The sequence below is a fragment of the Hymenobacter sp. HD11105 genome, assembly GCF_054051685.1.
This window is the reverse complement of the sequence record NZ_JBSWBR010000001.1, coordinates 1,316,293-1,329,768: the sequence shown is the minus strand read 5'-3', so window position 1 is coordinate 1,329,768 and position 13,476 is coordinate 1,316,293. Positions and strand designations below refer to the sequence as shown.

11 protein-coding genes are annotated in these 13,476 nt (G+C 47.6%); 4 read left to right on the top strand and 7 right to left on the bottom strand.

Features of this window, described 5'->3' with window-relative positions:
* Positions 1-9: 9 nt before the first annotated feature.
* The 7 genes from ACW9KT_RS05780 to ACW9KT_RS05750 all read right to left on the bottom strand — a co-directional run bounded on the left by ACW9KT_RS05780 (position 10) and on the right by ACW9KT_RS05750 (position 9,787).
* Positions 10-1,077, bottom strand: coding sequence for a cytochrome c oxidase subunit II (locus ACW9KT_RS05780; RefSeq protein ID WP_457078418.1), 1,068 nt, complete (start codon positions 1,075-1,077; stop codon positions 10-12).
* A gap of 85 nt (positions 1,078-1,162) precedes the next feature.
* Positions 1,163-2,482 carry a quinol:cytochrome C oxidoreductase gene (locus ACW9KT_RS05775; protein WP_457078417.1) on the bottom strand — a complete coding sequence of 440 codons (1,320 nt, stop codon included), beginning with the start codon at positions 2,480-2,482 and terminating at the stop codon, positions 1,163-1,165.
* A gap of 5 nt (positions 2,483-2,487) precedes the next feature.
* Positions 2,488-3,213 carry a c-type cytochrome gene (locus ACW9KT_RS05770; RefSeq protein ID WP_457078416.1) on the bottom strand — a complete coding sequence of 242 codons (726 nt, stop codon included), beginning with the start codon at positions 3,211-3,213 and terminating at the stop codon, positions 2,488-2,490.
* Positions 3,213-3,740, bottom strand: a complete 528-nt coding sequence (locus ACW9KT_RS05765) for a DUF3341 domain-containing protein (RefSeq protein WP_457078415.1) — start codon at positions 3,738-3,740, stop codon at positions 3,213-3,215. Before ACW9KT_RS05765 ends, ACW9KT_RS05770 begins: the two co-directional genes overlap by 1 nt.
* Entirely contained in the window at positions 3,733-5,196 is a 1,464-nt protein-coding gene (nrfD, locus tag ACW9KT_RS05760; protein ID WP_457078414.1) for an NrfD/PsrC family molybdoenzyme membrane anchor subunit, read from the bottom strand. The genes ACW9KT_RS05765 and nrfD overlap by 8 nt, the downstream gene beginning before the upstream one ends.
* 67 nt (positions 5,197-5,263) lie before the next feature.
* Entirely contained in the window at positions 5,264-8,305 is a 3,042-nt protein-coding gene (locus tag ACW9KT_RS05755; protein ID WP_457078413.1) for a TAT-variant-translocated molybdopterin oxidoreductase, read from the bottom strand.
* A gap of 141 nt (positions 8,306-8,446) precedes the next feature.
* A complete protein-coding gene (locus tag ACW9KT_RS05750) occupies positions 8,447-9,787 on the bottom strand; it encodes a cytochrome c3 family protein (protein ID WP_457078412.1) in 1,341 nt (446 codons plus the stop codon).
* 449 nt (positions 9,788-10,236) lie between these two features.
* Between ACW9KT_RS05750 and rpsF the strand changes: the two genes are divergently transcribed.
* The 4 genes from rpsF (at position 10,237) to ACW9KT_RS05730 (ending at position 13,448) form a co-directional block, all read left to right on the top strand.
* The gene (gene rpsF, locus ACW9KT_RS05745; RefSeq protein ID WP_457078411.1) at positions 10,237-10,614 is read left to right on the top strand and encodes a 30S ribosomal protein S6; all 378 of its coding nucleotides are present in this window, start codon (positions 10,237-10,239) and stop codon (positions 10,612-10,614) included.
* A 7-nt stretch (positions 10,615-10,621) separates the two neighbouring features.
* On the top strand, positions 10,622-10,873 hold the full coding sequence (gene rpsR, locus ACW9KT_RS05740) for a 30S ribosomal protein S18 (protein WP_086593116.1): 252 nt from the start codon (positions 10,622-10,624) through the stop codon (positions 10,871-10,873).
* A gap of 99 nt (positions 10,874-10,972) precedes the next feature.
* Positions 10,973-11,416: a 50S ribosomal protein L9 gene (gene rplI, locus ACW9KT_RS05735; RefSeq protein WP_457078410.1), complete on the top strand. Its 444-nt coding sequence runs from the start codon at positions 10,973-10,975 to the stop codon at positions 11,414-11,416.
* Positions 11,417-11,639: 223 nt separating this feature from the next.
* Entirely contained in the window at positions 11,640-13,448 is a 1,809-nt protein-coding gene (locus ACW9KT_RS05730) for a GSCFA domain-containing protein (protein WP_457078409.1), read from the top strand.
* Positions 13,449-13,476: the final 28 nt, after the last annotated feature.

Genomic DNA, 13,476 nt, shown 5'->3' with positions numbered 1-13,476 from the left:
AGATGTAAGTTAGAGCGAAGCTTTGGTAGTCTGTGTCAAGACAGCAGCGGCATCTGCAGCTTTATCTTTAACCAGTTTATCCGACTTCTGTTTGAAGCTAGCTAAGACATCCGGGTTCTGCTCTGAAAAAGATTTTTGCTGGGCAAACCAAGCCACATAATCCTCTGGCTCATCGACAACGATTGTCGCTTTCATAGCAAAGTGTCCACGTCCACAGATTTGCGAGCAAGCCAATTCATAGTTGAATTTAGGATTACCTAGCTGAGCACGCATCTCATCAGTTGTCTTTGTAGGTGTGAACCAGAATTTAGTGGGCATACCAGGAACCGCATACATCTGTACCCGAAAGTTTGGCATATACACACCATGCAATACATCACGTGACCGTATTTTCAACAAAACCGGATGCCCTTTAGGCACGTGGATTTCATTGACTGTAAAGTCATCCATTGCGTTCTGGTCATTCAAATCGAACCCAAACTCATTAGTGGCGTCGATTAAACGATAGTTAACAACACCTAGCTTCTGATCACGACCGGGATAACGCACCAACCAGTTGAACTGCTTACCCATTACCTCCAATACTATAGCATCCTTAGGAGCTGGGCCAGTAATCTTAGTCCACTCTTTCCAGCCAGCGAATACCAAACTAGCCATCACGATAGCTGGAATCAATGTCCAAATAATCTCGATTTTGTTGTTATGTGAAAAGAAAAACGCCCGACGGCCATCCTTATGCTGATAACGAAACGAGAAAATAAACAACATCAGGTGAGTGAGCACAAATGCTACACCCAAAATAATCATGGTGGTCCAAAACAAGCTTTCCATTGCATAGCCATGAACCGATGCAATAGGAGGATTCATCTTAGGATAGCTATCGATGAAAGACCAAGCAAACGCAGCCCCACCAACCACCATGAAAACAATCATGAGGATAGCGTTGACACGGTTGCTCATACCGATCTCACGGGTCAGGCTACCAGAGAAAATAGAAGTAAGAATCTGGAGGCGAAACAGCAAGCCAAATACGACGAGCAGTAACACTAACACCAGCAGAATACCAAGAGCAATCATTACTTAAGAGTAGATGTGAGTACAGAGATGTGAGCGACAAAGAGGAAACAATTAAAAGCCTTCCCTCTCTTTACTCAAATCCAAATTAAGTCGTGTGGTGTACGCTTTCGTCCAAGAACGGGTGATGTACAGGCACTAAAGAAGCTTGAGCCAGACGTTTTGTGAATAGAATTAGGAAAGAGCCTAAGAAGATAAGTGCAATACCTATTTCTATGATAAACCCGCTTTCTGCCTGCATAGTTGCAGGCATAATCATTAAGTAAAAGTCAAACCAATGACCAATCAAAATGGCTATACAAACAATCTTCAGCATAATCATTTGACGCTTCGCATCGCGCGTCATCAGCACTAGAAATGGAAATGCGAAGTTGATGATCAGATTAAAGAAGAATATCCATGTGTATTGGTTGTTAAAGCCACCTAAGCGCTGGTTGTAGTAAACCGCTTCTTCGGGAAGATTTGCATACCATATCAGCATGAACTGAGAAAACCAGATATAGGTCCAAAAAATACTAAAGCCAAACATGAACTTACCTAGATCATGTAAGTGATTTGAGTTTAGAAAACGCAGATAGCCGGCTTGCTTTAAGAAGATAGCTGCGAGCGTCACAGCTGCAAGGCCTGACACCCACCAGCTAGCGAATACATACCATCCGAACATAGTGCTGAACCAGTGGACGTCAATTGACATAACCCAGTCCCATGCAGCCATAGATGATGAAACAGCAAATAGCACGAGAAATAGTGCTCCTACATTGATACTCTTATGAAAGTATCCTGTTCCACCATTTAAATCTTCCTCAAGTGATAGTTTACGAAGCCGTTCAGAAAAGAACCACCATATGGCCAGATACACGACCATACGGATCACGTAAAAAGGCATATTTAAGAAGCCACTCTTGCCGGCAACTATTGCATCGTAATTTTCATGACCAGGAGTCATAATGCCATCATGTGTCCAATGGAAAAGGTCATGGCGACCTAAAAAGAACACAACAACCATAATAATGGACCCTGGGAGGAGCCACGCGCTCAAAGCCTCGGCAATTCGCTTAATCAGTACTGACCAACCTGCATAAGCTACATATTGTAGAGCTACGAAGAAGGTACCAATGACTGCAATACCGATAAAATACACATTGCTATGCCACAAGCTCACAAACACGCGCTTAAGCCAAACTGGGCTTCCTTCATGATGCTCCGCTGACGCACCAGCACCTGTTCCAGCTGCCTCATGACCACCAGCAGCATGGTGCTCCGATCCTATACCTAAGGCTGCTAAGACCAGTCCGATTATTAACAGAACTACCCCAGCCGCGATTATTGCAAAGAATTTCTTACGAGTGCTCGGCGTAATTGTAAGATTCTCAGCCGTAACACTGTCTTGATGTGTCAGAGTTGCCATATATATTAGTTCGCCGTTCCGTTTCTTGCCTCCGTACCGCCTTGACCTGGAGTTACCGATGCTTTACGTGATTGAGCTTTGAGTATCGGACTTTGATTGGTACGATCCGTCATTTGTGATGAATCCTGACTGATGTCAACCAGCTTAGCTAAACCATCTGGACCTTCACCACGCTGAAGTACGCGAACATACATCGCTATCTTCCAACGCTCTTCTGGATTCACAATGGATCCATGAGGCATCATTCTATTGCGTCCCCATTGAATAACGTGATAGATATGGCCGTCATTCATGGTCTTGTAAGCACCGGCTGAATAGTTAGGAACACCCTTAAACTTAACTCCAACGGGGCCTTGACCACCTCCGTCCTCTCCATGGCAGTGAGCACAAACACGTGTGTAAAGTGCTTTCCCCTCTTCAAGATTCGCTTTGGTATAGGGATATGGATTACGCAAAGTACGTTCTGCAATGCCTACACTATCCTTTGGAATATGTGTGTAGTAGTCAAGCTTGCCCAATGGTACCGTTCCAACTACTGGAACTCGCTGGTTGGTGCCCATTGGATTGACTAAGTTTACGTTCTTCTGCTTGAGGGCCTCATACGGTATAGGCTCATACATTTCAGGGGCATACTGTATAGCAGGAACCTCTTTGCGGTCGCAGCTTATAGCGAGTACCGCTACAAATAGTGTTGCCGACGCCTGAAGACTTTTTCTCAGTAGGTGCGTCATTATTTCTGACTCATTTCTTTTTCGTTTACTTCTGAAGCGCCGTTTTCACGCAGCAGCTGAGTCAAACGGCTCAGTTCAGAAGCATCGTCTTTTAGCTCAATAGCCATGACAAATTTGTCGTCTGTGGCTCGTACATCCATTACAGGCACTCTCCATCTTGGATAGAGTTTGCTAATCGTAAAGAATGTGATTACCATACCATGGGCACAGAATAATACGGTCATCTCAAAGCTTACCGGAATAAAAGCTGGTAATGCGATGTGAGGCTTACCACCGATTATCATTGGCCAATCAAAGCCTAGCATATAGATCTGCATCCAAAGGGCGAAGGAAAGACCAGTCAAGCCAAAGAAGAAGGCTGCTATTGGTAAGCGAGAGCGCTCGATACCGAGTGCATCATCAATGCCGTGTACAGGATAGGGCGAGAACACATCGTGAATCTTAACCCCAGCGGCACGGATGTTTTCGATGGCGTGCAATAGCACGTCCTCGTCGTCAAAGATGCCGAGGGCGAAGCGCTTAGTCATGCTTATTATAGTTTACGGGAGCGGAAGCAGGTACGGCAGGTGCAGCGGGCTGATGGCTTGGTGCTACCACTTGGTGGCCATGGTGACCAGTATAGGTAGGACCATTGTCAACTCCATACTTAAGGATAGTCTTCACCTCTGCCATGTTCACAACGGGGAAGAACTTGGCAAAGAGCAGGAACAAGGTAAAGAACAAGCCAAGTGTTCCTACATATACCCCAATATCAATCCAGGAGGGAGAGAACATTACCCAGCTAGAGGGCAAATAATCGCGGTGCAAGGACGTAACGATGATTACAAAGCGCTCGAACCACATACCAATGTTCACAATTATTGAAAGGATGAACGTAGCTGGAATACTGTAGCGAATTCGACGAATCCACACCAATTGAGGAGTGATAACGTTGCAAGTCATCATCGAAGCGTAAGCCCACCAGTAAGGTCCAGTAGCGCGGTTGATGAACGCATATTGTTCGAATTCAACCTGAGAATACCATGCGATAAAGAACTCTGTGATGTATGCCACACCCACAATGGAGCCGGTAATCATCATGATCTTATTCATCAGAGCAATGTGCTCTAATGTAATGTAATCCTCAAGCTTGAATACTACTCTAGTGATGAGCATCAAAGTCAATACCATCGCGAAGCCAGAGAAAATAGCTCCTGCAACGAAGTATGGCGGGAAGATAGTAGTATGCCAACCTGGAACAACAGAGGTAGCAAAGTCCATTGATACAATGGTATGCACCGAAAGTACCAGTGGGGTGGCAACGCCAGCTAGGATCAACGATACAGTTTCATAACGTGACCAAGCTTTCGCCGAACCTTTCCAACCAAAGCTCAATAGGGCATAAGCACGCTTAGCAATTGGCCCTTTAGCTCGGTCGCGAATAGTTGCAAAATCAGGAATCAGACCTATGTACCAAAATACCAGCGAAACAGAGAAGTAAGTTGAAATGGCAAACACGTCCCATAACAAAGGGGAGTTAAAATTCACCCACAACGAACCGAATGTGTTCTGGAAAGGAAAAACCCAATAAGCTAACCAAGGTCGGCCCATGTGTAACACAGGAAACATAGCCGCGCATATTACAGCGAAGATGGTCATTGCCTCGGCAGCTCTGTTGATGGAGCTACGCCATTTCTGGCGAAACAGCAGCAATACAGCTGAAATAAGGGTGCCAGCGTGGCCGATACCTACCCACCATACGAAGTTGGTAATGTCCCAAGCCCAGCCAACTGTTTTATTTAGGCCCCACTCACCGATGCCATACCATAGGGTACGGTATACGGAATAGAAGAAAATGCCTAAGAAAAAGAGCGCTACGCTCAGGGCTGCCATCCACCGAATGTTGGGCTTAGCCTCTACCTGGCGGCACACGTCTTGCGTGATGTCGTGGTAAGTTTTGCCCCCCGTTACGAGCGGCTCTCTTACTGGCGATACGTGCTGCATAATTTTAAATGTAAAAGAGTGGCTGGAGGCTATTTACAAGTAACAAATAGCCTTTCCGTTCGCTGTTCTAAACTACTAATTTCTTACCTGGCTCAACATTGCGGATCTTAGTTAGATACGTGATGTTAGGCTGTACGTTGATAGCTTCAAGTACATGGAAGCCGCGCTCACCATCTTCTCGCCGAGTGACTTGAGAAACTCGTGAGTTTGGATCTCGTAGGTCACCAAAAATGATAGCTTGAGTAGGGCAAGATTGGGCGCATGCCGTTACCACTTCACCATCAATCGGACGCCGTCCCTCCTTTTTGGCTTCCAATTTGGCCAATTGAATGCGCTGAACACAGAAGCTACATTTTTCCATTACCCCACGGGCACGTACAGTTACATCTGGGTTGAGCACCATGCGGCCAAGGTCCGTGAACATATGGCTGTTTACGTCCTCAAACTTCTCGTTGCTGTAATAAGAGAACCAGTTGAAGCGACGAACCTTATATGGGCAGTTATTAGCGCAATAACGGGTACCTACACAACGGTTGTATGTCATTTGGTTTAGCCCCTCACTGCTGTGAGTAGTAGCCAGTACTGGGCAAACCGTCTCACAAGGTGCGTGGTTACAGTGCTGACACAACATAGGCTCGAAGATCACACTCGGGTTTTCCGATGGATCTTCCATATCTGCATAGGTATCTAGCTTACCCTTTTCGGCAAAGTCTTCTTTTGTAGTATCTGAACTATAGTAGCGGTCAATACGCAGCCAGTGCATCTCGCGACGGTTGATTACCTCCTGCTTACCTACTACGGCTACGTTATTTTCTACTTGACATCCGATAACGCATGAGCCGCAACCAATACATGAGTTAAGGTCAATGACCATACCCCAATGGTGGTTTTTATACTCATAGTCCTGCCATAACGAAACCTTGTTAGGCTTCTCAAGACCATCGGGGGTTGCGATCTTATCGTACTCAGTGACCTCCTTCGGATTCTTGATATACTGTGCTAGTGTAGCCTCTTGTACAACTGGTTTACGGTCCATGACCGTATGGTGAGTCTGTGTTTGGGCAATGGGTGACTTAGTCCCAGTTTGCTCTAAGGTAGCTGTCCCGCTGTATTGCAGTGCATTACCACGAACGGTTGCTAAGGGGTAAGCATTTGCTCCAACCTTGCTACCAACCTTGCCAGCTAACTCACGACCATAACCAACGGCAACACTGATTGTCCCTTTAGCTTGACCAGGCTGAACAAGAATAGGTAGTTCAATTGATGTACCGTTAGCCGTAACTTTTAGTACATCACCTTGCTCCCACTTATTCTCTACAGCCATATCACGTGGCACAGCTATATAGTTGCCCCAAGTAGCTTTCGATACTGGATCAGGTAGTTCCTGCAGCCAAGGGTTATTAGCTTCATAGCCATTACCGATACCTACCTTCTCATAGAGAGAGAACTCTATCCCAGTTCCTTTTGGTGATTGGGTTATAGAGTTAATGGCTTGGTTAACGTCAATCGGGGCGGACACTGGGGTAAGAGGTGCTGGTGAAAGTGTACCGGTAGCTACACCATCGTGGACAGCCTTATCCCAACCTTGTTGAAAATTGCCCCCTAGAATGCTACGCCAGTTGGCGCGCAGGAAATTGTAATAGCTCTGAGGGTTACCGGCCCAAGTCAGCAGACTGTCTTGTGCCTGACGAGTAGCAAACAATGGAGAAATTGTAGGCTGAGCCAAGCTCAATGAGCCACGCTTAGGCTCGTAGTCATTCCAAGACTCCAGGTAATGATGATCAGGAGCCGCGTAATAACAGAGGCTGCCTGTTTCGTCAAGCCGATCATTAAGCGAAATGCTCAGCGGAACTTTGGCAACACCTGATTTTACTTTAGCTGCTAAAGGATGATCATAAATGGGGTTGGCATGATAGAATATCACAGCACCTACAGTACCCGCGTTCATGTCATTTACCAACCGAATCATACGAGCATCATCCCCTTGGCGGAGCAAGGAAGGATTTGCAACATCTACGGTGGTACCTACGTTGCCAAGTGCTTGGTTAATGGCAGCTACAAGTGTTTGAACTGCGACATCATTAGAACCAGACACCACCAAGCTGCTCCCGCGATTAGCTTTTAGCTCGGCCGCAGCTTTCTTTAATTGGGCGTTATTGTAAGAAGAAGCAGCTCCTCCACCCACTACCTCATTATAAAGTGCGAGAGCAGCAAGCCCCATCTCAGAGGGTTTGAGCGGCACTCTCACGTCGGCATTAGAGCCAGTAAGCGACAAGTAGGGCTCAAACTGAAAATGGCGCGACATAGTCCGCTTATCGCTTGACACTTTGCGGTTAGTAATATACTGGTGAGCATATTCTACCGGCGAGATCCAAGTTCCTAGGAAATCAGCTCCTAAGCTTACAATCACATTAGCGCGGCTAAAATCGAAAGCAGGAAGCATGCCTCCGTTAGCTTGCAGCAGAGCAGATTGTGAGTGAGCATCGTACATCACGTGCTCCGTGGTAGGATACCGCGTCGTAAATTCAGCAATAGCTCTCTTAGTAGATGGGCTAATGATAGTAGGCGACACGATAGCGATTTTGCCACGCGTAGTTGCCAGCTTACTGCGAATCTCTTGGTCGACAAGATCCTTTTCAGCCCGTTGACCTTTGATAGCAAAGTGCTGTAGACGAGCGCTATCGTAAAGACTGAGAACAGAGGCCTGCGCACGAGCAGACAGACCACCACGCGTCACTGGCGACTCAGGGTTACCCTCTAGCTTGATTGGACGACCATCACGGGTCTTTACTAGAACGCTGTTATAGTCTGAACCAGTGAAGTAAGTTGAGGCATAAAAATTGGCGATGCCTGGATCAACTTCTTCAGGTTTGTTCAGATAAGGTATGGCTTTGTGAATAGGAGCTTCACAGCTAGCTAAAGTTGCTGCCGCGAGGCTAAAGCCCATTAACTTCAAAAAATCACGACGCGGAGTAACAGTAGCATCGGACGAGCTATTTTTTTCGCTCACCGGCAGGAAATCGGCGAATTCGCTGAATGCATTTTTTGCAAACTCAGGCGAGTTTTCCAGTTCCTCGATTCCTTTCCAGTACTTAGGCGACTCTTGCATTTTGTTTGACTTATATTCTCGGAGAACTAGATATCTGAGTGAGGCTCAGCACAGTCTCTAAGTAAGGCTTATTGTTAGGTCTTGAACTGAATTCGTAGAGTGTTAGAAATATTGCTCTAACACTCTGTATGTGCTAGCGGCTTAGTAATGACACTTTGAGCACTCAGTACCACCATTCGAAGACACTGTGAAGGCGGCACCTTGATTGCCAGCTTCATGCAACTTCACTAGGTTATCATAGTAGCCGTTGCCTTTGGTATTAAGCGGCTGCTCGCGGTGGCAGTTGATGCACCATCCCATAGTAAGCGGAGAGTACTGATATACAACCTCCATGTTCTGAATTGGACCATGGCAGGTCTGGCATTCAATTCCGCCTACTTGCGTGTGCTGAGCGTGGTTGAAGTAAGCCAAGTCTGGCAGGTTGTGCACCCGCACCCATTGAATGGGCTGCTTGCGCTCAATCGCACGGTATATTTTTTTAATTTCTGGCGACTCTGTTTTAATCTGCGAGTGGCAGTTCATACAGATGTTGGCCGAAGGAATATTAGCGCTCTTGCTTTTATACACGCTAGTGTGGCAGTATGCACAGTTGATCTGGTTTTCGCCAGCGTGCAACTTATGAGAGAAGGCGATAGGCTGGGTTGGCTGATAACCTTGATCCAAGCCGATAGCCATTACTCCTTGCACTGACTCATACAATACTACGAGTACGAAAAGCCCAACAGCTAGCCCGCGTACTAAATTTGACTTATAGATTTTGCTGAAGTCAAACTTCTGCTCCAGAAGTTCTACATCTCGACCGTCTAGGTCTTTGCGTCCCTTCAAAACATCACCCATAATGTTGGCGATGATTACTAGGGTTACAACCAAGACGATGAGCACTACTACTAATACGATCAGCAGTAAGTCTACGTATTGACCAGCCCCTGTACCGGTACCGTCTCCACCGGCTTGACCATCTACCTGACCAGCATTTTCAGCAGTGACTCCACCAGCGAGTGCCTGTGATGGGCGCTCACTCTCGGCAGCGATATAGGAAACGATTGAGGTGATTTCAGCATCCGTCAGCGCGAAGCTGGGCATTTGCTGCTTTTGGTATTGGTTGAAGATTTTGACAGCGTACTCATCGCCGCTAGCTACCATTTTACTGGAGTTCCGAATCCACGGAATCAACCACGAAATAGGCCGGCGCTTGTGTACATCCTTCAATGCTGGCCCTACGACCACTTCATTGATAGCGTGGCACTGCGCACAGTTACCTTTGTATAGAGCATCACCGGCGGCAATAGCAGCAGGGTCGCCAGTGGTGGAGCCGGCGGCGGCGGCAGGTGCCGCTTGAGCAGCAGCTCCTGGAGCCACGCCTTCTTGGCTCACGGCTGGGGCATCGCCAACGTCTTGTGCCGAAGCACGGCCAACGGAGGCAAACGTCAGAAACAGAGCTAGAAAGAAATGGGGGAGGGAACGAAGTCGGATGCTATCCATAGCACAAAATCACTGGGGAAAAGAAACGCAGGGGTGCCTTAAGGCCACAAATGTAGGTCGGGAATCGCAGGAAACAAAAGCGACACTTCTAATTTTTGGGAAAGGAAAACACAGCAAAACCCATCAAAAACCCACTCCATGACCTCATTATACTAATAAGGTGTTAGTGCTCAGCCGACCAGAGAAAGTACTTAAGTAACTGGGGACTTATGCTGCGGCGACTGATACCTATTTCCCAACCCCTACTCCGTAGGAAAGGTTTTAGTTACTTTATAGTAAGTATAGTTTATGCAAAAATACTTGAATAGCACTCCTATATAGCTGTATGGAAAGAAATTACTATTCATGCATCAGCTAAAAATTAGGTACTAACCTGCACTTATATGGCAACTTTTGCCTACCTTTGCCCCCTAATTTAGTTTTTCACTTTAATTTTTTCATCCCGTCTAATGGAAGTAAGAAATTACGAGACGGTCTTTCTCCTGACGCCCGTGCTGAACGAAGGTCAGGTGCAAGAGACGATCGAGAAGTTCTCGCAGGTGCTTAAGGAAAATGGCGCCGACATTATCAACACTGAAAACTGGGGCCTCAAGAAGCTTGCTTACCCAATTCAGAAGAAATCAACTGGTTATTATCACCTAGTTGAGTTCACTGGATCAGGTAATATAGTTGACCAGCTTGAGCTAGCTTTTCGCCGCGACGAGCGGGTGATTCGTTTTCTGACTACGGTGCTTGATAAGCACGCTGTAGCCTACAACGAGCGCCGCCGCAATGGCGAAATGAATCAGCAGAAAGCACAGAAGCAATCGGAAGCAGTTGCCCAATAATAAGAATATGAGCCTCGCCAACGAAAAGATCCACAAGCAGGATACCCGCAAGAAATATTGCCGCTTCAAGAAGAACGGTATCAAGTACGTAGACTACAAAGATCCGAACTTCCTTCTGAAGTTTGTGAATGAGCAGGGTCGTGTATTGCCTCGCCGTATTACAGGTACTAGCCTCAAATTCCAGCGCAAAGTAGCTCAGGCCGTGGCCAAAGCCCGTCACTTGGCTCTCATGCCCTACGTAACCGATTCTTTGAAATAGATAGTTGTTGAAGGTTAAATTGCTGATTGTTAAATGGTTGTTGTTTGCAGCTATGAACAATCAGCAATCAACCGTTTAACAATCAACAATTTAGAAATCATGGAAGTAATTCTGAAAGACGACGTAAAGAACCTGGGCTACAAGAACGATATCGTGACGGTGAAGCCTGGTTATGGTCGCAATTTCCTGCTCCCGCAGGGTTTGGCTATTCTGGCCGATAAGAGCAACAAGAAAATTGTAGCTGAAAACGTACGCCAAGCTGCTCACAAAGCTGAAAAGATCAAAACCGAAGCTCAGGGTGTTGCCAACCAGATTGGTGATGTAGCATTCGACATTCGCGCCAAAGTAGGTGAGAGCGGTAAGATTTTCGGTCGCGTGACTACGCTTCAACTCGCTGAGGCCTTGAAGGCTAAAGGTATTGAGGTGGACCGCAAGCGTATTTCCTTTGACCAGGAGCCCACGGCAGTTGGTGAATACACTGCTACCATTAACCTGCACAAGGAAGTTAAGCATCAAGTTCGCTTTAACGTAGTAGCTGAATAAGCTGCCTTGTTAGAAGAAAAAGCCCCCCAGCAACACGCTGGGGGGCTTTTTGGTTAATATGATTGTTAATCTTCGTTATCTATAGCAATACGTAGCGTTTGGTTTGCTCAATTGTGGTTAAGTAACTTCTACAACTTGTACCCTAACTTGTCGCTTTGACTAAAAGCTAAGAGTTGAGTAGGTTGCTCGCCCGTTGGCCCTTTCCTGGTCGTATATTATCCTGATGTTTCGTACTGAAATACCGCTTACACCCCACCCTCAACCCTTATCGCTCGCGGCTCGTGTGCTGACAGTAGGGTCTTGTTTCTCGGATGTATTGGGCAACCGCCTTAGTAATTATAAGGTTAGAACACTAACCAATCCCTTTGGTACTGTCTTCAATCCGTTGTCGGCGTGCAAGTTACTGCGGGCAGCGGCTGGCGAAGAAACTGATTGGCAACAACACTTAGTAGCTGCCCGCGGACGTTGGCAGAGCTACGATTTACACGCTTCGGTGGGAGCCGACTCGCCAGTAATTTTACTTCAGCACATTCAGGAGGTGGTGCAGCGGACCGGCGAGTTTATTCAGACAGCCGACGTAGTGATGCTTACGCTAGGTACAGCATATGCCTATCGGCTGCGCGAGACGCACGAGTTTGTAAGCAATTGCCACAAAGTGCCAGCCGATCAATTCGAGAAAGAGCTGCTGACGCCTGATGAAATCATAAATGCTATAGCGGAAACGCATGCCTTTCTGCGGCGGAGTAATCCTAAGCTGCGCTTTGTGCTGACGGTGAGTCCTGTGCGGCATTTGAAGGACACCTTGCCCTTGAATGCCGTCAGCAAATCGGTGCTACGGATAGCTTGCCATTATTTAAGTGAGCTGCTGCCGGATGTAACTTATTTCCCGGCCTACGAGCTGTTGATGGATGATTTGCGGGATTATCGATTCTACGCGGCTGATATGCTGCATCCTTCGCCCGTAGCGGAGGATTATGTGTGGGAACGGTTTGCTCGTGAGTACTTCAACAGTGACTTTGGGCGCTTCCGAAAGGAATGGGACGCCGTGCGGCAAGCTATGGCACACCGACCCCTGCACCCAGCCGCTCCCGAGCATCGGCAATTCTTAGAGGCTACTCTAGCTCGTTTGCAGCGCTTAAGCAGCCAGGTAGATGTGCGGCCTGAAATGCGGGAAGTGCAGAAACAGTTACATAGCCTGCCAGTACCAATTCAGTCGAAGCCCACACCCGTGGAAGAGTCCGACGAGGATGATGAGGAGCGGATAGATATTGGTCAGGCTGAAAATGCCTCCCAATCCGCGAACACCACAGTGGCGGTTACTACTGAACCCCTACCCTCTGTTGCCGCAGATGTAGCCGTTGTAGAAGAACCAACCAATGATGCTGAGGTTGCGGCTGACGTAGCTGACGACACGCCACCCGTAGCTCCTTTTAAAAAGAAGCGCCGTTCGCGGGGCGGAGCTAAGCGCAGCGGCCGTAAAAAAGCGGCTCAGTTGGCTGCTACCCTTGCTGATGCCGCAACTGACCCACCTGTCGATTCCAGCCTCGAAGAGCCCGTGACCAATGAGACAGTGCCTTCCTCCGATGTGGAGCCGCAAGCCGACGTTTATACTGATGTAATAGTTGATCTGCCCGAAGAAGCACACACAGGTGCAGATTTGCCTCCCAACGAGGCTTCAATGGTTACCGTTAACGAAGAGCCACCCACTGAAGCAGAAGCGGTAGCAGCCCCTACGCGTTCGAAGCGACGGACGGCAGCGCAAGTGAAAGCGGCCAAAACAGCCCGTAAACCGGCCAAATCGACTGCTATTAAAGGAAGCGACAAACCCAAAACTGCCCGCTCCGGCCGCTCCAAAGCGACAAAGAATTCTGGTGAGGCTGCTGCTACGCCGCCCCCTGTAGCAAGCACAGCAGAAGGCGATACGCCTCCGCCAGCAGACACGGACGCTTCTAAGAAGCCTACTCAGCGCCGTGCGCGGCCCGCGCGTAAAAAGCCCGCTGCTCCGGCCGACCAATCGGCCTCTGAATCGTAAACAGGAAACCCGGCTTTTATAGTCGGGT